This window comes from Bacillus sp. XT-2 (assembly GCF_025696525.1).
GTDB classification, from domain to species: Bacteria; Bacillota; Bacilli; order Bacillales; family Bacillaceae; genus Bacillus; species Bacillus halotolerans.
Genome location: NZ_JAHVOC010000003.1, coordinates 408,104 through 430,423 on the forward strand (window position 1 = coordinate 408,104; position 22,320 = coordinate 430,423).

Consider the following 22,320-nt stretch of genomic DNA (forward strand, 5'->3'; position numbering starts at 1 on the left):
CTCCTCCCTTTTAGTCTTTCAGCGGTTTTAGCTGTTGTACGTCCACTGCTCTGTCATAAGCTTTTAAAGTCAGGCTGCTGTCAGATTTACCTGCTTTTAACGCTACATTTTCAGAAGCAAAGATATCCTCTAAATCGGACCCCTTTACCCTGCTGTACAGCTTGTCCGGATCTTCAGCAAGCACTTTTACTGTTAAAGGATAATCATCAAGGCTGTATCCGTCTATTTTTGTTGTGCCGTTTATGTCCCGTATCACTGAAGAATTCACAACTCTTCGCTCATTTATTGAGATATGCTCAGCACCATAGGAGTTGAGTTCATTGATCAGCTTCTTTAGTAAATCCGGCGGTGGATTTTTGATCGCCTCTCCAGTTACGCTTTCAGAAAAAAGCGGAGAAAGGGTGATGACAATTCCGCTACCTGTTATATCGGTCATGCCGGCTGTTTTTTTTAAGGTTTGTAACGTATTATTGAGCGCTGTTTCTTTTGTCAATTCTTTGTTTTGCGTATAGGTATTCAGCAATTTATCATATTTTTTAATTTCAGCCAGCAGCTCTTCCTGCTTCTTCTGCTCTGATGTAAGCTCTTCTCTTATATCCCACATATCTCTTGTATCTCGGACTTGTGGATGCTTTAAAGAATTAAATTGAACAGATATCATAAGGCCGAATATAACCATAAGCACGCTGATGCTAATGAAGGAACGCTTTATTTTCAATCACTTCACCCGCTTTTCCAGTCATTCCTTCGTTTTCAGAATGGGTTCCATTTGTACATTTTTCTTTTTTTCTGCGGTAACAGAAATATGATCCATAGAAAGCTGATCGATCAGGCCTCCTGCTATATTTAACGAAGGAAGCAGGACATCAGGATCTCCGATGGCAGAAACGACAAACGGGGCGGGGTGCTGCACCCCGTCTACCGTTACGACCGGCCCGTTGCACTTGATGTAGGAATCATGGGTCAGCCGCTGGCCGTTGACGGAGACGGCTGCCGCACCAGATATATACAGTTCATTTATGACTTGAAAGAGATGACTTTCGTGAACGATGTAGCTGTTCACGTTCTCTCCTTCCGGTATGTAAGAAGCATCTTCCAAAGTCACTTGAACGCCCTCTCCTTGTACACCGACTTCCCCAATATACATTCTGTACTTTTCTACATCTTCCAGGACGTTATAGTATTCGGTTTTTTCGTTCTTCAGCTTATTTTCAGTCTGACGGACTTTGTTCTGCTTTTGATACAGTTCTTTTTCAAGGTCCTTGTTTTCTTTCTCTTGTTTCAGCAGTTCATCCCGCAGGGCATATTCTTTTTTCCATTCTTCCGTCTCTGTCATGCTTTTGTGGTTTTCTCTTGTCGTCTGAAAAGAAAAAGAAATTAAAAAGCCGGCGATAAGCATAATCAAAGAAAGAAGGACGGCTGATTTGCCTCTCAATTTTCATCTTCCTTTTTGGCAGACGAATCGCTTTTTCCAAACTCCTCAAAATAGGTTGCAACTTCTAAATGAATAATCCCTTTTTTACTGCCGCTGAGCTGTGAAATAATAGAAGGATACGTTTTCATTCGGTCTGCAAAGGTTTTGATGGATGCAGTGACGACATACCCGTCGTTCATATATAATTTAATCCGGTTTTGATCCATTTTGACAGGAGTATAATACACTTCTGAAATCGATTGTTTTATAGAATTTGACAAAGCATCGAGCTGCTTGGCCATCTGAACACGTTTTTTAGCGTCTGTCCAATTCACCAAAATCGGTCCCGCATCATCCGGCGTTACTTCGTCTGGCAAAACTGAACCGTTTTCAAGGACTTCATAATACACATTGTCTTTTTCTAAATAAGCAATCGCTTTATATTCTTCGATCGCAATGTTGATTTTATTAGGAAGGGATTTGCTGATTTCTGCTTTTTTTACTAATTTATTTTGCTGAATCTTTTTTGCTGTTTTTTTCTTATCCAGACTCCAAAATTCAGTATCTCCGCTTTTTATATCGGAAAGATCAATAATTTCCTTTTTGGAAACATTCTCATTGCCGGTAACAGAGATTGATGAAATTTTACTGATCGGTGTCTGCAGATACACGATGATCAGCACCATCATAAAAAAGAGCATAATAAATGAAATAAGCCGGCGGTTTGCCTTCTGTTTTCTCTGCTCTTTAATTTTAGGGATCCGCTCTTCAATATTTACGATTTTTTCTCGGTCATGCCCCGGATTCATTGCCTGTTCACCTCATTCAAATGAAACAGCCTTAAAAGTCTGCCTATTCCAAAACAAACGGCATACTATGATGCCGTTTGTCGTTTGCTTACAGTATATCATATGAACAGCTTCAGTTCAGAACTTGAATCAGCGATTTTCACCGATGATTTCAACCTCTGTGTGCATCTCAATCTCATATTTTTCACGGATCGTCTTTTTCACATGGTCGATCAGATCAAGCACATCTTTTGCTGATGCTCCGCCTGCATTGACGATAAAGTTCCCGTGCATTTCCGATATTTTCGCACCGCCGATTTGATATCCTTTTAAGCCTGCTTTTTCCACTAAATTGCCGGCATGGTTCGGAAGCGGGTTTCTGAATATGCTTCCTGCACAAGGGCTTGAATACGGCTGTGTATTCTTTCTGTAGTCTTTATTGCTTTGCATTTGCTGAACGATTGATTCTTTATCCTTTTGTTCAAGCTGCAGAACGGCTTCAAGACAAACACCAGGGCGTTTCTTTTGCAATACGGACGTTCTGTAGGTGAATTCCATCTCCTCATTTGTCAGCCACTCGATCGTGCCGTCTTCAAATAAAATATGCGCTTTGACAAGGATCTTACTCATATCAGACCCGTGAGCGCCTGCATTCATATAAACAGCGCCTCCGACGGATCCCGGAATTCCGGCAGCGAATTCTAATCCCGACAAGCCTTTTTTGCTCAACGATGTAGCAAGACGCACGACTGAATAACCGCCACCGACAGTGACTTGTTCCCCGTCAAGCTCCAAGTGGTCAAGACCCGCACCCAGCTTGATGACCACGCCTCTGATTCCTTCATCTAATACAAGAAGGTTTGACCCGCGGCCGATGACTGTCCACTTTACTTCATATTTTGTCACAACATCCATGATGTCCTTGACAGCATCTACACTGCTTGGAATGACCAATACATCCGCAGGACCGCCGATTTTCATTGTTGTATGATTTGCGAGCGGTTCATTTGCAAGCACCTTGCCGACTTCGCGTTCTTTTAATTCTTGTATCACTTTCTCCATCGTAAACCTCCGCATTCCATTTGCTTTTCTATTATTTTTTCAAATCTTCGAGTACGCTGTATAAACGGGCAGCCGCATCAGGAACACCGAGTGACTTTGTCCGTTCGCTCATATCCTTTAATGTTTGTTCATCGAGCACAACCCGGTCAAGCGCTTCAATCAGCTTTTCCCCGCTGAGTTCTGTTTCTTTCAACACAATCGCAGCATCATGCTGACCGAGAGATCGCGCATTGACCTCCTGGTGATTCGCCGTTACGTACGGACTTGGAATCAGCACACTTGGGATTCCTAGTGCCGTAATTTCCGCAATGGTCGTCGCACCCGCTCTTGCTACAATCACATCAATTGCCTTTAAATATTCTGGCATCTGATGGAGAAACGGTTTTGTGACCATATTGTCAGCTGCACCCTTGTTTTTCAGCTCAGTCATTACTTTCTCATAGTGAACCTCGCCCGTAATATACAGTACTTGATACGCTCTTGATTTCAGCGCATCCTGCATATCAATGACCGCTTGGTTAATCGGTGCGGCGCCTCTGCTTCCGCCGAAGATTAATACGGTTTTTTTCTCTTCAGAGAGTCCGAATTCAGCCATTGAGCGGCCCGTCTTTATTGAGACGACCTCAGAGGCTCTCGGGTTTCCCGTAAATACAACTTTCTCACTTGGAAAATGTGATTTTGCTTCCTCAAAACATATTGCTACTTTATTAACATATTTTGAAAGAAACTTATTGGTGATGCCCGGCAGGCTGTTTTGTTCATGAACGATACTCGGAATCCCCATTTTTGCAGCAGCGTATACAACCGGCCCGCACACATAACCGCCCGTTCCAATCACGGCATCCGGCTTAAATTCCGCTAAATACGATTTGCTTTTTTTAACGCCCTTTAGAAAACGCATCACCGTTTTTACGTTTTCAAATGAAAGCTTTCTTTTAAAACCTGTAATTTCAATCGAACGAAACGGTATATTTTCCCGTTCTACAATTTTTTTCTCTAATCCGTTTTCTGTTCCGATATATAAAAATTCCGTATCAGGATGGCGGCGCTGCACCTCTTTGATAAAGGCAAGCGCAGGATAAATGTGTCCCCCTGTGCCGCCTCCGCTTATTGCAATTCGCATAACTCTTCCCCCAGTCTCAGTTTCTCTATAACATAACGATAACCCTGTTTTTATGGACAGGGTTATCGCATCAATTGTTTCCCAGCTTCCTGTTTCATAGGATCGCTTCACTAATAACATTCATTAATACCTCGAGTACCGGCTCACGTTCAGCAGCACACCCACAGCCATCAGCATCAGAGTCAATGATGAACCTCCGTAGCTCAGAAACGGCAGCGTGATGCCAGTTACCGGAATAAGGCCCGTCACAACGCCGATATTGATCATAACTTGGATCGCGATCATTGAAATAATCCCCACAGCCACAAAGCTGCCATATAGATCTGGTGCACCGAGCGCGATCCTGATTCCTCTCCACAGCAACACGCTGAACAGAAGCAAAATAAGCGATCCGCCGATAAATCCAAGCTCCTCTGACAAGATGGCGAAAATAAAGTCCGTTTGCGGCTCAGGCAGATAAAAGAATTTCTGTCTGCTTTGGCCAAGCCCCATTCCGAACAATCCCCCAGGCCCTACCGCATATAGCGATTGAATGATTTGAAAGCCGCTGCCGAGCGGATCTTCCCATGGATTTAAGTAAGAGGTAATCCGTTTAATCCGGTATGGAGCCGACAGTACGAGCCCGACAAATCCGCTCAGGCCGATCAGCCCGAGAAAGACGAAATGGGCGATTCGCGCACCGGCTACAAAAATCATGACAATACAAGTACCGACCATTACCGTTCCTGTTCCGAGATCAGGCTGGCACATAATAATCAAAAATGCGGAAAACACGATGCCGAGCGCCGGGACAAATCCACGTCTGAATGATGTAATGTTTTTTTGCTTTTCAGAGAGAAATTTAGCAAGGAATGCTATCATCGCAAGCTTCATAAACTCTGAAGGCTGTATGCTGAATGCGCCGACTCCGATCCAGCTTCTTGAGCCGTTCCGCACCATGCCTACGCCTGGTATTAAAACAAGCACCAGCAAGAAAAAACAGATAACCATCAGCAATTTAGACCATGTCCGCCATGTCCAATAATCAACATTCATAATAAAGAACATGGCAATAACTCCGATGCCCGCAAACAGCAGCTGCCGTTTCGCGAAAAAGAATGAGTCGTCAAATTTATAATCCGCCCATACCGCACTCGCACTGTACACCATAATTAATCCAATTGTTAATAATAATAACGTAATGATGACCAATAACAAATCAGGCGATGTTTTTTTAGTAGTCAAATCAATCGACACCCCAAGCTTAAAGTCATTAGGGCTGCCGATTTCTCCAAGACAAGCCCTTACTTAAGCATATGCACGGCGTCTATAAACATGTCACCGCGTTCTTCAAATGTTTTGAATTGATCCCAGCTCGCACACGCAGGTGAGAGCAGAATGACATCTCCTTCATTTGAGAGCGCAAACGCCGCAGATACTGCTTGTTCAACATTATCGACACGTTTGACATGTTGTATTCCCAGCTCATTTCCGAGCTGTTCGAGTTTCGGTGCTGTCTGTCCGAATGTAAGCACCGCTTTGACATGCTTCATGTAAGGCTTTAAGTCGTCAAAGCCGTTTCCGCGATCCAGTCCGCCTGCAAGCAGGATGACAGGTTTTTCAAAAGCCGAAAGCGCCTTGCTTGTCGCCAAAACGTTTGTTGCTTTGCTGTCATTATAAAACTTACGGTTCTTCACCGTTGTGACATACTGGAGACGGTGCTTGACGCCGGTAAAGCTTGTCAGCACTTTTTTGATGGCCTCGTTGGACGCTCCAGCCGTTTTCACTGCCGCAATCGCGGCTAAAATGTTCTCCAGATTATGCGCACCTGGCAGCACAACCTCTTCCAGAGGAAGAATAGCTTCGCCGCTGTACATAATCATGCCGTCTTTTACATAAGCGCCGTGTTCAAGCTGTTTGCGTACTGAAAAAGGAACAATTCCGGCTTCTCCGGCTTCAGCCAGGCGGACGACTGTTTCATCATCCTGATTGACAATTGCTTTATCTGAAGCTTTCTGATGCAGATACACTTTCTGTTTGGCTTTTTCATAGTTTTCTCTCGTATGATGATAATCCAGGTGGGCATCAAACACGTTTAAAATCAGGCTGATTTCAGGCCTGAAGTCGTGCGTTCCCATCAGCTGAAATGACGAAAGTTCCGTTACGATCCATTCATCTCCATCAGCGTGATAGGCAACCTCACTTGCGACTGTACCGATGTTTCCGGCGATCAGCGCCTTTTGAGAGTCTGCCTTCAGCATTTCATAAATCAGCGTTGTCGTTGTCGTTTTTCCATTCGATCCGGTAATCCCGATAAATTTGGCATTAGTCAGATGGTAGGCAAGCTCAATTTCTGTCCAAATCGGGATGCCTCTTTTTTCTGCTTCCTGAACCATAATATTTTCATATGGAATTCCCGGGTTTTTGATCAGTACAGTAATCTGATGCTGATCGAACAGAGAAACAGGGTGCTCTCCGCAGACAACTTCGACCCCTTTTTCAGAAAGTTTCTGGGCTGGTTCGTTCTCATCAAAAGGCTTTTGGTCGTTGACTGTAACATAAACACCTTTTTCATGAAGAATAGACGCCGCCGCAAACCCGCTTTTCGCGAGCCCAAGGACTAAAAAATGCTGATTTTGCAAAAATAGATCGTTTTCCACTTATAACCACACCTCGATGTAAATTCCTAATACGGCAAGCAAAAGTCCCGCAGCCCAAAATGTTACAACAACTCTCCATTCAGACCACCCGACAAGCTCATAATGGTGGTGAAGCGGACTCATTTTAAAGATTCGTTTACCTGTCGTTTTAAAGCTGATGACCTGCAGAATAACGGATAATGTCTCAATGACGAATACACCGCCGATAATGACCAGCAGGATTTCTAATTTCGTTAAAATGGCAATGGTGACGATTGCTCCTCCCAATGCAAGTGATCCTGTATCTCCCATAAACACTTTGGCTGGATGCGCATTGAATACCAGGAAGCCCAGCACCGCTCCGACAACCGCGACTGAGAAAATAGCAACATCATATTGGGATTGATTCCAAGCCAGGATGGCAAAGGCGCCAAAAGCAATAGCTGCCGTCCCTGATAATAAACCGTCAAGACCGTCAGTCAGGTTGACGGCGTTTGATCCACCGACAAGCATAAATAGCACAAGGATAAAGTAAGCCCATCCAAGATCAAATGACAGATCAGTCCCAGGAATGCGGATATCCGTCGCAAAATTGTAGTAATGATACACCGCATAAAACACAATTGCGATGATAATTTGTCCGATCAGTTTTTGCTTTGACGTCAGACCAAGATTTCGTTTCATTACGACTTTGATGTAATCATCCAAAAAGCCGAGTAAACCGTAACCGATCGTGACAAACAGCAGCAGGAACATTTCCGGACTTATTTCTGAAAACTTCTGTGTCATCACAATAGTTGTCACAATGATAGACAGTATGATCATGACTCCGCCCATTGTCGGTGTCCCTGATTTTTTCTGGTGTGATTTCGGTCCTTCTTCTCTAATACTCTGGCCGAATTTTAATCTTCTTAAAAACGGAATAAGAATCGGAGAGAGCAGAACACTGATTAAAAAACCCATTAAAATTGTAAACAGAATGACTTGCTCAAGCATTGTCCTTTTCTCCTCCTGTTTCTTTCAAACGACATACGTAGTTATCATATTCATGATTTTTTTCCATATGAAAAATCTTTTCAAGCTCCATCATTCAATAACATCTCTTTCCTATGAATTCGTCTTATTTTTATTCAGTTCGACAATCGCTCTTGCTGCCACTTCAGCATCGTCAAAGTCAAAGGTTTCGTTCCCAATCTGCTGATAGGTTTCATGGCCTTTCCCGGCAATGAGGACAACGTCGCCTTTTTTGGCGTTGGCAATGGCAAAGAAGATCGCCTGCTCGCGATTTGCAATGCTGTGGTAGTATTCGTTCTCTACCCCTGCTTCCATATCTCTTAAAATGGCACGCGGATCTTCGCTTCTTGGATTATCTGACGTGAAAATCGGTTCGTCAGCCAGCTCAACAGCGATTTTCGCCATTTTCGGGCGTTTCGTCTTATCTCTGTCTCCGCCGCAGCCGACAACAACAAAAAGCTTTCCTTCCGCCATGTCTCTGCATGTCTTCAGCACGTTTTCAAGGCTGTCCGGCGTATGCGCGTAATCAACAATAACCGGAAATTCCTGCTGCTGATTAACCAGTTCAAAACGGCCTCTTACGCCATGCAATTCTTCCACGGCTTCTGTGATGGTTTCAAACGGAATGCCTGCCGCAATACATGTCGTAACAGCCGCGAGCACGTTATACACGTTAAACTGTCCAACGAGCGACATCGTGATGTGCTTAGTGCCTTTGTTCGTCACCAGTTCAAAACTTGTGCCCTGTGCAGTAGTTTTGATATCTTTCGCCATTACATCAGCATTGTTTTTAATTCCATATGTAGAAATATGTGCCGCAGTCACCTTTTCAAAATAAGCGCTTGCCTCATCATCCGCGTTTAAAACAGCCCGTTTTGGATTTTCATGGTTGAATGCCCCGCCAAGCTGAGAAAACAGCAGGCTTTTTGCCTGTCGGTACTCATCCATCGTTTTGTGATAGTCAAGGTGATCCTGTGTTAAGTTCGTAAACACGGCAATGTCATAATCACAGCCGTGAACCCGTCCCAGTGACAAAGCGTGAGAAGAAACCTCCATGATGGCCGTGTCGACATGCTTGTCATTCATTTTTTTAAATGTTTGCTGCAACGTGACGCTTTCCGGTGTCGTGTTTTTAACAGGAAGTGTTTCGTCATCGATTTTAATGTACATCGTGCCGATTAAGCCTGTTCGTTTCCCCGCTTTTTTGAGAATCTCATCAACCATATGGGTCGTTGATGTTTTTCCGTTTGTGCCCGTTATTCCGATCAGCTGCAGTTTCTTTGTCGGCTGTCCGTAAAACGCATCAGACAAAACGCTGAGCGCCCGCAGTGACTGCCGGACAATGATGACAGGCACATCCACATCGAGCTCCTTTTCAGCCACAATAGCCGCTGCGCCGTTTTCAACTGCTTTTTGCGCAAAATCATGGCCATCTACCGTATACCCTTTTACACATACAAAAAGACTCCCTTTCTTTACTTCCCTGGAGTCCATCTCAATTGAAGTTATTTCAGGGTCTTGTGAGTCATTTACAGAAGGTTCGGTTGTTAAGTATGTAAGCAGCTTTGTAAGTTTCATCGTATCAAACCTCTCAACATTCTATTCGTTCTTTTTATCATTGAAGTCACATCAAATGATGTGATAATGACTTTTAAGCATACAGTTCATATTTTAGCGTAAAAAAAAGGATACATCCAGCTAATCTTGAAAGATATCAGCATTTTTCTGCAATAAAATAATAGGCAGCCCGAATCAATCGGCTGCCTCCTTTTCATCTTCTTCAGTCAAATAAACACGTATCTTAGAGCCCTCTTTTACTTTTGTTCCTGCAGCTGGTGATTGTTTGACGATTTTGCTTCCTTTTCCGGAAGCATCTATATTCAGATTCACCAAGAGTGACTCAAGATCTGAGACAGACATCCCTACAACATTCGGAACTTCTATTGTTTTTGTGTCGTTCCATTGGTATTTTTTTTCGATTTGATTTTTCCTAGGCTTAACACCAAGCTCCGGCAGGCTGTCTCTCATAATACTTCCCACAATAGGCGCTGCAACGGTTCCGCCAAACTGAATCGTGCCTTTCGGGTTATCCACCGCGACATAGACGACAAGACTCGGGTCGTCAGCCGGAGCGAAACCGATAAATGATACAATGTGGTTGTTTTCGAGGTATTTTCCATCTTTAACCTTTTGTGCTGTTCCTGTTTTTCCGCCGACACGATAGCCTTCGACAAACGCATTGCGTCCGGTGCCTTCTGCAACGACGCTTTCTAAAGCATAGCGGATTTGTTTTGATGTTTCCTTAGAAATGACTTGTTTCTTGGCGATTGGCGATTGTTTTTTGACAGTTTTTTTGGTGACCGGATCAAGCCACTCTTTTGCTATATAAGGTGTGTAGAGCGTGCCGCCGTTAACAGCGGCAGAAACGGCTGCAACCTGCTGAATCGGCGTGACGGATACCCCCTGTCCGAAGGCGGTTGTCGCTTGCTCAACCGGGCCTACTCTGTCAAGCGGAAATAAAATCCCTGTTCCTTCCCCCTGCAGGTCAATCCCGGTTTTTTGGCCAAATCCAAAGCCTTTTATATATTTGAATAGCTTTTCTTTGCCCAATCTCTCGCCCAATTCAACGAAGCCGGGGTTACAGGAGTTTTGCACAACTTCAAGGTACGTTTGCAGCCCGTGGCCGCCCCTTTTCCAACAGCGCAGTCTTGCTCCGTCTACTTCTGCATGCCCTTTATCATAAAATTGGTCACGTTTCAGGTTGACTTTCTGCTCCTCCAGAGCCGCCGCAAGTGTAATAATCTTAAAGGTAGAACCCGGCTCGTATGTGCTCCATACAGGGAGATTCCGATTGTAAACGGACGGGTCAACAGATTGGTAATCAGCCGGATCAAAGTCAGGTCTGCTTGCCATTCCAAGTATTTCTCCGTTTTTCGGATTCATTGCGACTGCAATCATACCGTCTGGATGATATTTAGCTTCAGCATTATCAAGCTCTCGTTCCATTATGGTTTGCACCTTCGAATCCACAGTCAGCTTCATATCGAGTCCATCCTTAGGAGGCGTGTAGTCATCCGCTTCATCGGGCATTTTCTTCCCTTTGGCATCTGTATAAAACTTAACAGAGCCTTTTTCTCCTTTTAAATCATCATCATAATAGGCTTCAAGCCCAAGAAGTCCTTGGTTATCAATACCGGCAAACCCAAGCACATGAGATAAAAAGCTGCCGAACGGATAATGGCGGATACTATCCTCCGCTACATACACCCCTTTTAAATCGAGCGCTTTGATTTCTTTTGCCTTCTCATTTGAAATTTTTCTCCCTTCTGGCGTAATCTTTTCTATCGATGCTTTTTTCGTAACGTGCTTATATACTTTTTCTTCAGACATATTTAATACCGCAGCCAGCTGTTTGCTCGTTTTCAGCGGATTCTGGACTTGGCGCGGCACGACAAATACGGTCGGTGCACTTTTATTTGTGGCAAGCTTAACGCCGTTCCGATCAAGGATCTCTCCCCGTTCCGGCTCAAACGGCAGGTTCCGGCTCCAAGAATCCTTCGCCAGAGAAGTCAGTTTCTCTCCCATGACAAACTGAACATACCCCAGCCTTGTATCAATGATCAGAAATACGATCACTCCAAAAAGCAAAACAAATAATAAACGTTTTCTAACCGTTACATTCGAGACGCGCAAGGCACCGTTCACTCCTTATTTAGGCTTGTTTCATTTTATGCCTGCGTATGGACAGGTAGAACGGTGCTCCTCTTTGGAGATATAAAAAAAGAAAGCTCACCCGACGGGGTAAGCTTTCTTTCTATTTAATCAGGATTCTTAAACTTCACCTTAATCACAGTTCCGTCTTTTATTTCTTTGTCCTTCTTAACGCTTTGGCTCACAGCGTAACCTTGTCCGCTCACTTCAATATGAATTCCTGCCAAATCGCCGTATTGAAGAACCTCTCTTCTCGACCAGCCTGTCATATCAGGCATTTTAATTTTGCCCCCCGTTTTCAGGAAAACCTTCTGATTGGTCAAAACTTCCTCACCCGCTTTTGGATATTGCTCTTTTACTGCAATATCACTTCCGATCACAATCGGTGTGAGGTTTTCGTCTTTCGCTTTCTTTTGAGCACCTGTTACAGTTTGATCTGTTAAGTCAGGCATCGCCTGCGCTTTCGTTTCTTCCTTATTTGAATCAGACGTTTCAGTCGGTTCAATGTTCAGATAATGCAAACTGTTTTTCATTGTCGGATTGAAAATTTCAGATACTGGATTAGAACCTGTTTCATCATTTTCTAATTGCGGCTGCTGCACTGCAACATAGATCAGCAGCTCAGGATCATCTTTAGGCGCCATTCCCATGACAGAAAATACGTAATTATCGCGTCCAGATAGATAACCGTTTTGTCCGGCAATTTGCGCTGTTCCGGTTTTAACAGCCACATCAAAACCTTCAATTTTATATGGCTGTCCAGTACCAATATCAGAGGTAACGACATCACCTAAAATATTACGAACCTTTTTAGCGGTATCCGCAGAAATTGGGGTACCGGCGGACTGAGGTTTATTTTGATAAATGTTTTTTTTCTTGTCAGGGTCAACAATATGGTCTATGACATAGGGTTTCATCATTTTACCGTCATTTGCTATCGCAGTTGCAGCCTGCAGCTGTTGAATTGGTGTAACAGCAGAGGCTTGGCCATATGCAGTCGATGCTTTGTCAAATTCATATTTAAAATTGATTTTACTTGATGCTTCACCCGGCAAGTCAATGCCTGTTTTTTGATAGAAATTGAACTTATGAAGATACTCATTAAACCGGGAATAGCCCAATTTTTCATTAGCCAGTTTGGCAAAAGCAACATTTGAAGACCTTACAACACCGTCATGATATGTTGTTGGCCCCCAGCCTACACCATCATTATGGTCTTTTACAGGTTCTCCGCCAACTTTATATGTTCCGGACTTGTACTTTTCATTGCCGTTATACACATTCTCCTGTATGGCAGCAGCAAGTGTAAAAATTTTCATCGTTGATCCAGGCTCATACGCATATGAAATTAAATCATTATAGTAGTTCGTCACATCGCGCATATTCGGGTCAAAGCTTGGACGCTGACCCATTGCTAACACTTTGCCCGTTTTCGGATCAACAACTGCGGCCATGACTTTTTTCGGTTTATACTTTTCCACCACTTTTGTCATACTGTCTTCTAAAAAGGTTTGAATTTTCTGATCAATGGTTAAATATACATTGTCACCATTTTTTGGCGCTGTAATTTTATTTTTGCTGTTCGGGAGCTCCCAGCCGGATTTGTCACTTTCATATGTTACGTATCCATCCCGCTCCTTCAAATACTGATCCAGCACTTTTTCTAAGCCCATCGCGCCCGTAATTTCATTTGTTTTTTGGTCAACCTCGGCATAGCCGATTAAGTTGGACGCAAATATGCCGTTCGGATAGTACCGCTTTGTATCACGCAAAAATGAAATTCCCGGAAGTTTCAGCTTTTCGATTTTCTGTTTTTGGGAATAGGTAATATCCCGGCCTGCTGATCCGAACTCAACTTGTTTTGCACCCTTCTTATTTAAGATATCAAGGATTTCAGCCTTGTCCAAATCTATCACTTTAGACAGTTCTTCCGCTGTTTTTTCCTTGTTCTGGACATGCTGCGGATGCTTTTTGTCAGTTGTCATTTTTTCATCAAGAACAGCGATCAGCTTATACGTAGCTGTATCCTCAGCAATCACTTTTCCATTTCTGTCTAAAATGGAGCCCCGGCTCGCTTCGATTGTCCGTTTCTTTTCATGCTGCTCTGTCGCTTTTGTCGCAAGCACTTCACCGTCGGCTTTTCCGGTTATTTGAATATATGCCATTCTCCCAAGGATGACAAAGAAAAAGAGAGCGAAACAAATACTTAGAATCGCCGCTCCTCTGTTCATAAATTTATTCTTTTTTGGCATTTGAATCATTCCTGTATGTTTTTCACTTTTTTATCTTTTAAATTCAAGCCGTTCTTTTTCGCAATATCCATAATGCGCTGCGGCTTGCTTAAATCAGCAACGCTTTTTTCGAGGTCACCAATCTGCTTGTTTTCGGAAGAAATTTGCTCCTCAAGCTTTTGCACCTCTATATTTGTTTGGTAAGCCGCATATGCCTTCGATACGATCAAAAGCGATACGCTCAGCACTGCCGCAGCGAAGAGGACGAGAAGCACCTTTTCTCCGAGTGTAATGGAAGCCCTTTTCTTGACAATCACTTTTTTCTCAGGACTGATCGCATGCCGTTGCTGTTTCTCTGGTTGATAAGCTAAATTGCTCATAGGCTGATGACCTCCTTTTAAGTTTGCGTTCGCGTATTGTTATTTTCTTTTTTCAGCAATTCGAAGCTTCGCAGAACGAGCACGATTGTTTTCTGCCAACTCTTCTTCAGATGCCGTGATCGGTTTTCTTGTGATAAGCTTGAGCTCCGGTTCAAACTCTTCCGGTATAACAGGAAGACCCGGAGGAAGTTCCGGAAGTGACGACTTCTCTTTAAACGTAGATTTACAAATTCTGTCCTCAAGTGAGTGGAAGGTAATCACTGATACCCTGCCCCCCGGCTTTAACACGTCAATTGCTTGCTCCAAAGCCTCTTCAAAAACCTTCAGTTCATCGTTCACAGCAATTCTGATTGCCTGAAACACGCGTTTTGCGGGATGTCCTCCGCTCCTTCTGGCCGGAGCGGGAATCGCGTCTTTTATTAGATCGACCAGTTGGCCCGTAGTTTGAATAGGAGATTTGCTTCTTGCCTCCTCAATTTTTCTGGCGATCTGTTTGCTGAACTTCTCTTCACCGTATTTAAAGAAAATACGGACAAGATCCTCATAGCGCCACTCATTTACGACCTCTTTCGCCGTAAGCGTGGCCGACTGGTCCATCCTCATGTCCAAAGGTGCGTCATGATGGTAACTGAATCCTCTTTCCGGTGTATCCAGCTGCGGGGAAGACACCCCTAAATCAAATAAAATACCGTCTACTTCAGTAATGCCGTGTTCATGTAAACATTCTTTTAAATACCTAAAGTTGCTTTTAATCAGAATAAGCTGTCCTTGATAATCGGACAACGCTTCTTCTGCATGCTGTAATGCCGTGTCATCTTGGTCAAAAGCGATTAAACGCCCTTTCTCTGATAACTGCTGTAATAAATATGTACTGTGCCCAGCTCCGCCGAGTGTGCAGTCTACATATGTACCGTCCGGTTTAATATTTAGGCCGTCAACGGTTTCACGAAGAAGTACTGTCTTGTGTTGAAACATTTGTGTTGGTCCCACCTTTTATCAGGATGAATTGAAATTGTTTTTAGAGTGTTATACACGAAGATTCATTATATATCAAACCCAATCATGTTTTCAGCAATTTCAGCGAATGAATCTTCTTGCTCTTCTGTGTATTGTTCCCAAATTACTTTACTCCACAATTCAATTCGATTCGAAACCCCGATAACAACACATTCTTTTTCCAGTTTTGCGTAATTCAATAGAGATGATGCGATATTCACCCTGCCCTGTTTGTCCAGTTCGCATTCTGTCGCACCTGAAAAGAAAAAACGGGTAAATGCGCGGGCATCTTTTTTTGTGAGAGGAAGAGCTTTTAGTTTTTCTTCAATCTGTTTCCACTCGTGCATAGGGTAGCCGAAGAGACATTGATCAAGTCCTCTTGTCAGCACAAACTGCTCACCGAGGCCTTCTCTGAATTTAGCGGGTACGATCATGCGGCCTTTCGCATCGATTGTATGCTGGTATTCACCCATAAACATGATCTTTTGCCCCACTTTCTCTCCTTAACTCACCACTATCCACCACTTCTCTCCACAACTTCATTTTACACTGTTTATACATAAAAAAAAACCCTGAACTATTCAGGGTTCTTTAAAACTTTATTTTAAAGTTTGACAACTTGATGTTGATTTTGAAAAGAAAATGGCAGATTCTTGAATGATGTGAAGAATTTTGGACCGTACCTGTTTAAATAATACATGATATTCCAAATTCGCTCTTGCGGTGCGAGCAGCGGTTTAATGCTATTTTGGATTCTCTCATAATCCCTTAAGACATAGCCTTCTTTTTCTTCAATTCGTTTTGTCACTGTACGCTCTAAAAACTGAAGCTGGTCCTGAATAAACGCCGCGTTCTTCAGGAGCAAAGGCTCCATGCTCTGATCAACCTTAAGCGCCTCCTGCCGGACGGTTTTATGAATTGCTTCAATCTGGTTTTTTGCTTGCTCAATCACCGCGGTAAACTCTTCTGGAATCTGGTGTTCAAAGTATTTTTCTTTTTGGTTTTCCGTCCCGCCTTCTATCGCCTCTTGTAATGATATCTTTCGTTCAACCAGTTTTTTCTCAATATGGCGCTCGACTATCGTGATGTTCAGCCTCGGCATAACAGGAGGCATTTTAAAGCCCATCGCTGCAAAAGCCTGTTTGAGCTCACCCCAATAGTTGATTTCACCGGGGCCCGCGATAAATGCCAAGGTAGGAATCAAAAATTCCTGCATTAACGGTCTCGTTACAACATTATTGCTGAAGCGTTCAGGATGTTCTTCTATATGCGTATAAAGTTCATCCATCGACCATGCCAGATCAAGCTCCTTAATCACAAAGCGGCCGTTGTCCTTCTCAATTAAAAAGCGTTCCTCTTCATATTCATAAAACAGATTTGCCTGCTCTTTTCCAGACTCGATAATCGGCTTGTAGCCCGCTCCGCGCATGAAGTCCTGCTGTTTAGAAACAGCGTGTGCAAGTTCATCATTGTCACGGAGGATCTTTTGGAACATGGCGGTTTCCAGCTTTTTAATTCCCGGGTCTCCTGAATTTAACAATACTAAGCCTTCCTCTTGAAACAGATCCGCAATCAGCTGTTCAAAGAAATCAGTAAACGTAACAGATTCCCTTAAACATCGTTTCACATGTTCTAGAAGTGTGTTCGTATGGTCTGTTTCTTCAAAAGCCGCAAACACATCGTCTATCCATGCGGCGCATTTGTCTTGGTCAAGCGGTGTGTTGGCGGCAGATGACTTTTTCCAGTAAGACTGCGGTAGCTTTTTTTTCACCGGACCGCTTTCTTCTGACGTGTGGACAAAATTAATTTCATCCAAATCATGGTCTTCTCCGGCAACCCAAAAGATCGGTACAACAGGCACTTGCAGCTGTTCTTCCTTTTCCTTTGCTAAAACAATAATTGAGATGATTTTATGTATGGTGTAAAGCGGTCCTGTTAAAAGCCCTGCCTGCTGTCCGCCGACAACAGCAACACTTGACGGATCCTTCAGCTTCTCAATAGAATGCTGCATGGCACTTGAGCCGAATTTGTTGTGATAAGAGGATAAATAGGCTGTCAATTCCTCTCTTGCGAAAACCCGCGAGGATAAATCTTTCAGTCTTTCTTGCCACATATCCTTATGATGAATGCTGTAATCAAAAAAAGAAGACATTTCTTCTTTACCATCTATATAGTGCTGTACAAACACATTCTGATTTTTGATGGAAAGTTCAGTTAGCTGCATCTTCTAGAACTTCCTTTCTCCAATAAATAGTTAGTTATCCGAAACGAGTATAGCATGTTACCAGAAAAGCTCAAAAGACTTTGTTTGGGTTTCGCTCCAAAGCTTTGATGCTGCCATGTAAAAACGCAAGGTGAACAGCGTCGCGGCCTTGAAGCTGTGCTTCTTTCAGCAAATATCCGAGGATGGCGTCAGCCTCCGTCTGCCGTCCGGCGGCCACATCGACCAGCATGGAAGAGCGATTGTCTTTCGTTTGCTCACAAACTGCACGTACACGCTCCCAGGCCGCCTCTTCATCTTCCAGCCGCAAAATGCTGCACGCCTCTTGAAAAACGAGCTTCATATAAGAAAAATAAGCAGGCACAGTCAACAGCTCTCCATTTTTCACACGCAGAAGCGCAGTTAACGGATTGATGCAGGCGTTTACGATCAGCTTGCCCGTCAGCAGGCGATACCAATCCATCTCATAGCGAATTGGGAATTCGGAATGGTTATGCTGAAGCACCGCGTTCAGGAGATCTGGTTCAGCTTGCTTGAACGCGCTCCATTTTATCGCACCAATGCCTGTATGTTCAACGGCTGTATCCGATTTCCTTACAGCACCGTGCTCAACAACCCCAACATAAACGGAATGGTCAGCACCCCAGTCTTTAAGGCCGTGTATATGGCCCATACCGTTTTGCAAAAATAAAATATTTGTTTTTTTGATTCGTTCAAGCATCGGGAAAACAGTCTGAAGCTGATGCTGTTTCACTGTCACGACAAGAAGGTCAAAACATGAATCAATAGCTGTGCCCGCGCTGCAATGAGCATTGAACGCTTTTCCGGCTTTATAAAGCTGAATCCCTTCCGATTGAATCGCTGCAGCCTGTTCATCCCGCCTTGTCAAAACAGTCACCTCATGATCCAAAGATAAATAATAGGCACATAAAAGACCGACGGAGCCCCCGCCGATAATTCCAATTTTCATGATGTCACACCCAATTTAACATTTACGTATTATCATAGCAGAAGTATGAAAAAAATACTTCACAGAGATTTCAAAACACTTAAATTAAAGTTTAAATATTTGGATTTTTTAAATAAAGCGTTTACAATATATGTAGAGAACAACAAAGGGGGAGATTGGTTTGATTAAAGTAGAACGTCTGCTCGTCAACTATAAAACGCTTGATGAATTCAAGAAATTCAAAGAATACGGTATACAAGAGCTCTCAATGCTTGAAGATCTTCAAGATAATATCATTGAAAATGACAGCACTTCGCCTTTTTATGGGATTTATTTCGGGGATAAACTGGTAGCGCGAATGAGTCTGTATCAAGTCAATGGCAAATCAAATCCTTACTTCGACCAACATCAGGATTACTTAGAGCTTTGGAAGCTTGAGGTCCTTCCAGGTTATCAAAACAGGGGCTACGGTACAGCATTGGTTGAATTCGCCAAATCATTCAGAATGCCGATTCGAACAAATTCTCGGATTAAATCAGCAGAGTTTTTTAGTAAAATGAACTTTGAACCAGTCAAATATGACATGGCGCGGGACAAAGGGGAAAACCCGCTCATCTGGCATCCGGATATGGATGGCGAAATGACACCGGGTGAATCAGCATAGAAATGAAACAACCGGCCTTTGATGATCCTAGGGCCGGTTCATTTGATGGTTCATTACGTTTCTTGAGCTGTTTTTTTCAGTCTCCCGTCTTCTTTCGAAACAACCATTTTTCTGGCTCGATCCATTATATCGATCAGTGCCTTGTAGTCCTCTTCTGTCATCTCCAGCTGGTTTCTCAATGTTTGGTTTTCACTCCGTAAATCCTCAAGTTCTTTTTGCAGCGACTGAATTTGCTCCTTCATTTTTTCCTTTTCAAAGTGGAATTCTTGCGCGGACGGCGCTTCTTTAAACTGTTCGAGAAACTCAATCACATCCTGAATGGACAAATCTCTTTTCCCCTCTGAAGCAGCCGGGGCAGCCTGCTTGACGGAATTCGGCATATTGACGGAATGAACCCCGATTTGTTTCCTTAGTTCTTTCCGCTGTTTTTTTGCCAGTTCTATGCCTGATTGGTATTGCTTTCTCACATAAGAGTTCCACCTGAATCCGCAGGCAGCGGCTGTTCTGGTCAGTGCCCTTCCGACCTCCTCAAAGGCAGAAAGCTGTGTTCCGCCCTCGCGAATATGACGAAGCACTACTTCTGCCAGCAGCAAATCCTCATCCTGTGTCCAAGCATCTTGTCTTGTAATGGTCAAATCAATCTCCCTCCATGTCAGCTTATTTATCTCATACATATGCCGGTAATAGATTAGATAGACTATTTGCACTCACAAATTTTCTCAAGCTGACAGGAAGAAAAAAAGAAAAAGCGCAGGGTTTTCACCCTGCGCTTTTCTTATTAGTTACTTTTTACATTTATGTCTTTGCCGTTGTATGATCCGCATGCTTTGCATACACGGTGAGACAATTTCATCTCTCCGCATGACGGACATTCTGTCATACCAGGTACATTAAGTTTGAAATGTGTACGGCGCAATCTTTTTTTCATTTTAGAAGTTCTTCTAAAAGGTACAGCCATTATTCCCACCTCCTTAAAGAGTTAAGATTCATCATCTTGTTTTAAGAGCTTTTCAAGGGCTGCAAGTCTCGGATCGACTTTGTTCTTCTTGTCTTCCTCTGAAATGACTTGCCAGTCCTTTCCTTCTTGAGGAGCAGCTCCTTTTTCTTGTTCAGATTCACAAAAGATTTGCATAGGGATTTCTAAAAGAATTTCTTCTTTCACGATCGGAGTTAAGTCGATAGTATCGTCCTCAACAGTGTGAACGTCATCATCTTCTATATCATCCGTCTGATGAAATATAAACAGTTCTTTTGTCGAAATTGTAAATGGATACGGAACATCAACGAGTGTTCTTGAGCATGGCAAAATCATTTCGCCTGAGATCGTAAAATCAAACGAAACCTGCTTAGATTTGATATCCGCTCTGCCTTTCACCCTTACAGGAGAAATGCGGCGAATGTCAGAATTCAGCTTTGTCAGCTCATGTAACTCAACTGTCTCATCAAACTCAAAACTCGGTTTTTTCATTTGATGCAACTGATAAATCGTCCATTTCATTTGTATCACCTCAGGAAAGCAACAAACATGATTATAGCTTTTAAGAATGTTTTTGTCAATATTTTTTCTTTACAGCATAATGCTGCCAGCCAAGCATCGTTGACAGCTGAATATACTATGCATACACTTAAATCAAAAAAGACGTAAGAGTTTTCAATTGCAAATGTACCATACGTTTTTAAACATAGCAAGAAAGGCGGAAAAAATATGAAAGCTGTCGGATTGGTGGTTGAGTATAATCCCTTTCATAACGGCCATCTTTATCATGCCCAAACAGCCAAGCGGCAAACCGGATGTGACACGGCTGTTGCGGTGATGAGCGGACATTTTCTGCAGCGCGGGGAGCCTGCGGTTGTATCCAAATGGGCCCGCACAAAAATGGCGCTTCAAAGCGGAGTCGACCTCGTAATCGAACTGCCTTATCTTTACGCGGTGCAAAAAGCGGAGATTTTTGCACACGGCAGCGTCTCCACTTTGAACAAACTGGGATGCGAGGCACTGTTTTTCGGGAGTGAGAACGGACAGATTGAGCCGTTTTTAGAAACCGCAAAGGTAATGGATGAGCATAAAGATTCGTTTGATCAATGTATCAAAGAAGAGCTTAAAAAGGGTGCCAGTTATCCATCAGCTGCTGCTATCGCCTTCAAATCGATTTTACATACAGAAAACGGACTTGATATGTCGAAGCCGAACAATATTTTGGGGTACAATTATGTGAAATCGATTCTTTCCGGCGGATATGAAATGAAACCCTATACGACATCGAGAATCTCCTCGGATTATCATGATGCCGACCTTCCTGATGAAGACAGCCATATCGCCAGCGCAACCAGCATCAGAAAAGCCCTGATTGAAAAGCCTTTTGAAGACTGCGTTACGTTTCTTCCCGCAGCAGCTGCACGGGAATTAGCGAATTACCGCAAGTCTTTCGGGCTGTGGCATACACCAGAAAGCTATTTTTCTTACTTGAAATATAGTCTTTCGACTCTCACAGCCTTAGAATTACAGCAAATATACGAGGTTGAGGAAGGGCTGGAGAACAGAATCCTCCGTTCAATCAGAAAAGCCAGCTCCTATCAGGAATTTATGGAGTTTCTGAAAACAAAGCGATATACGTGGACGAGGCTTCAGCGGATGAGTACACACATTTTAACGAGAACGAAAAAACAGGAGATTCACCGTCTGCTCAATGTCGAGGAGGTGCCTTATATCAGACTACTTGGGATGACGAAAAAAGGACAGGCCTTTTTATCAGAAAAGAAAAAGGAGCTGTCCGTTCCGCTTGTCAGCAAGCTGGCCTCCTTTTCCCACCCTGCTCTCGATCTGGATATTAAAGCAAGCAGAATCTACAGCCTTGCGATAGAAGAACCCCTTAGAACCGAGTTTGATTTACAAGAATACGGACATGCCCCAATACGATATGACGAGGATGAACACCGTTTTTTGAGCATATAAAAAAGCACCTGGATAGGGGGACTGACCCCCGTTTTTGAGACAGGGATCAAAACACCTTTTATACAGCCAATTGCCGATAGCTTATCGGTGATTGGCTGTTTAGTTTCGTTTGAATACGAATGTTGTTATAATAATAAATGTATTCTTTGACAGTGCGTTCTACGATGGCGGTCGTGGTTCGATTAATGCTGTTAAG

At 43.3% G+C, this 22,320-nt stretch carries 22 protein-coding genes and 1 pseudogene; 3 read left to right on the top strand and 20 right to left on the bottom strand.

Features of this window, described 5'->3' with window-relative positions; genetic code table 11:
• Window positions 1–10: 10 nt before the first annotated feature.
• From KXD37_RS11760 to KXD37_RS11835, 16 genes are all read right to left on the bottom strand, one after another.
• Window positions 11–718 carry a DUF881 domain-containing protein gene (locus KXD37_RS11760; protein ID WP_095713794.1) on the bottom strand — a complete coding sequence of 236 codons (708 nt, stop codon included), beginning with the start codon at window positions 716–718 and terminating at the stop codon, window positions 11–13.
• A gap of 21 nt (window positions 719–739) precedes the next feature.
• Entirely contained in the window at window positions 740–1,435 is a 696-nt protein-coding gene (locus KXD37_RS11765) for a DUF881 domain-containing protein (RefSeq protein ID WP_059292825.1), read from the bottom strand.
• Entirely contained in the window at window positions 1,432–2,223 is a 792-nt protein-coding gene (locus KXD37_RS11770) for a cell division protein FtsQ/DivIB (RefSeq protein WP_024121318.1), read from the bottom strand. Before KXD37_RS11770 ends, KXD37_RS11765 begins: the two co-directional genes overlap by 4 nt.
• A gap of 129 nt (window positions 2,224–2,352) precedes the next feature.
• Window positions 2,353–3,264, bottom strand: a complete 912-nt coding sequence (murB, locus tag KXD37_RS11775; RefSeq protein ID WP_106020659.1) for a UDP-N-acetylmuramate dehydrogenase — start codon at window positions 3,262–3,264, stop codon at window positions 2,353–2,355.
• Window positions 3,265–3,295: 31 nt separating this feature from the next.
• Window positions 3,296–4,387 (bottom strand): undecaprenyldiphospho-muramoylpentapeptide beta-N-acetylglucosaminyltransferase, encoded by a 1,092-nt coding sequence (gene murG / locus KXD37_RS11780; protein ID WP_254518223.1) that lies wholly within the window; start codon window positions 4,385–4,387, stop codon window positions 3,296–3,298.
• Between the two features lie 123 nt (window positions 4,388–4,510).
• Complete coding sequence (gene spoVE, locus KXD37_RS11785) at window positions 4,511–5,611, bottom strand: stage V sporulation protein E (RefSeq protein WP_003221421.1); 1,101 nt, start codon at window positions 5,609–5,611, stop codon at window positions 4,511–4,513.
• Window positions 5,612–5,670: 59 nt separating this feature from the next.
• On the bottom strand, window positions 5,671–7,026 hold the full coding sequence (gene murD / locus KXD37_RS11790) for a UDP-N-acetylmuramoyl-L-alanine--D-glutamate ligase (RefSeq protein WP_059292826.1): 1,356 nt from the start codon (window positions 7,024–7,026) through the stop codon (window positions 5,671–5,673).
• Window positions 7,027–8,001 (bottom strand): phospho-N-acetylmuramoyl-pentapeptide-transferase, encoded by a 975-nt coding sequence (gene mraY, locus KXD37_RS11795; RefSeq protein ID WP_024121314.1) that lies wholly within the window; start codon window positions 7,999–8,001, stop codon window positions 7,027–7,029.
• Between the two features lie 111 nt (window positions 8,002–8,112).
• Window positions 8,113–9,597: a UDP-N-acetylmuramoyl-L-alanyl-D-glutamate--2,6-diaminopimelate ligase gene (locus tag KXD37_RS11800; protein WP_024121312.1), complete on the bottom strand. Its 1,485-nt coding sequence runs from the start codon at window positions 9,595–9,597 to the stop codon at window positions 8,113–8,115.
• Between the two features lie 174 nt (window positions 9,598–9,771).
• Window positions 9,772–11,712 (bottom strand): stage V sporulation protein D, encoded by a 1,941-nt coding sequence (locus tag KXD37_RS11805; RefSeq protein ID WP_024121311.1) that lies wholly within the window; start codon window positions 11,710–11,712, stop codon window positions 9,772–9,774.
• A 125-nt stretch (window positions 11,713–11,837) separates the two neighbouring features.
• Entirely contained in the window at window positions 11,838–13,991 is a 2,154-nt protein-coding gene (gene pbpB, locus KXD37_RS11810; protein ID WP_188323715.1) for a penicillin-binding protein 2B, read from the bottom strand.
• A complete protein-coding gene (gene ftsL / locus KXD37_RS11815; RefSeq protein ID WP_003232200.1) occupies window positions 13,988–14,341 on the bottom strand; it encodes a cell division protein FtsL in 354 nt (117 codons plus the stop codon). The genes pbpB and ftsL overlap by 4 nt, the downstream gene beginning before the upstream one ends.
• 39 nt (window positions 14,342–14,380) lie before the next feature.
• A complete protein-coding gene (rsmH, locus tag KXD37_RS11820) occupies window positions 14,381–15,316 on the bottom strand; it encodes a 16S rRNA (cytosine(1402)-N(4))-methyltransferase RsmH (RefSeq protein WP_044155985.1) in 936 nt (311 codons plus the stop codon).
• Between the two features lie 68 nt (window positions 15,317–15,384).
• Window positions 15,385–15,816, bottom strand: a complete 432-nt coding sequence (gene mraZ / locus KXD37_RS11825; protein WP_003221402.1) for a division/cell wall cluster transcriptional repressor MraZ — start codon at window positions 15,814–15,816, stop codon at window positions 15,385–15,387.
• 125 nt (window positions 15,817–15,941) lie between these two features.
• Window positions 15,942–17,561, bottom strand: coding sequence for a bacillithiol biosynthesis cysteine-adding enzyme BshC (gene bshC, locus KXD37_RS11830; protein ID WP_188323714.1), 1,620 nt, complete (start codon window positions 17,559–17,561; stop codon window positions 15,942–15,944).
• Window positions 17,562–17,631: 70 nt separating this feature from the next.
• Window positions 17,632–18,528 (bottom strand): 2-dehydropantoate 2-reductase, encoded by an 897-nt coding sequence (locus tag KXD37_RS11835; RefSeq protein WP_103671376.1) that lies wholly within the window; start codon window positions 18,526–18,528, stop codon window positions 17,632–17,634.
• A 160-nt stretch (window positions 18,529–18,688) separates the two neighbouring features.
• Between KXD37_RS11835 and KXD37_RS11840 the strand changes: the two genes are divergently transcribed.
• Window positions 18,689–19,171, top strand: a complete 483-nt coding sequence (locus KXD37_RS11840) for an N-acetyltransferase (protein WP_127695293.1) — start codon at window positions 18,689–18,691, stop codon at window positions 19,169–19,171.
• Window positions 19,172–19,224: 53 nt separating this feature from the next.
• Here KXD37_RS11840 and gerR read toward each other — a convergent pair whose 3' ends face one another.
• The 3 genes from gerR to KXD37_RS11855 form a co-directional block, all read right to left on the bottom strand.
• Window positions 19,225–19,806 (bottom strand): sporulation-specific transcriptional regulator GerR, encoded by a 582-nt coding sequence (gene gerR / locus KXD37_RS11845; protein WP_106020655.1) that lies wholly within the window; start codon window positions 19,804–19,806, stop codon window positions 19,225–19,227.
• Window positions 19,807–19,949: 143 nt separating this feature from the next.
• A complete protein-coding gene (gene rpmF, locus KXD37_RS11850) occupies window positions 19,950–20,129 on the bottom strand; it encodes a 50S ribosomal protein L32 (RefSeq protein ID WP_003154457.1) in 180 nt (59 codons plus the stop codon).
• A gap of 21 nt (window positions 20,130–20,150) precedes the next feature.
• Window positions 20,151–20,669 carry a YceD family protein gene (locus KXD37_RS11855; RefSeq protein WP_024121301.1) on the bottom strand — a complete coding sequence of 173 codons (519 nt, stop codon included), beginning with the start codon at window positions 20,667–20,669 and terminating at the stop codon, window positions 20,151–20,153.
• A 27-nt stretch (window positions 20,670–20,696) separates the two neighbouring features.
• Between KXD37_RS11855 and KXD37_RS11860 the strand changes: the two are divergent.
• Window positions 20,697–20,880, top strand: a pseudogene (locus tag KXD37_RS11860) (hypothetical protein).
• Window positions 20,877–22,124: a nucleotidyltransferase gene (locus KXD37_RS11865; RefSeq protein WP_188323713.1), complete on the top strand. Its 1,248-nt coding sequence runs from the start codon at window positions 20,877–20,879 to the stop codon at window positions 22,122–22,124. The pseudogene KXD37_RS11860 and the gene KXD37_RS11865 overlap by 4 nt, the downstream one beginning before the upstream one ends.
• Window positions 22,125–22,182: 58 nt before the next feature.
• Here the strand turns inward: KXD37_RS11865 and KXD37_RS11870 are convergent.
• On the bottom strand, window positions 22,183–22,320 hold a 138-nt coding region (locus KXD37_RS11870; RefSeq protein WP_263463508.1), incomplete at its 5' end, for an IS3 family transposase.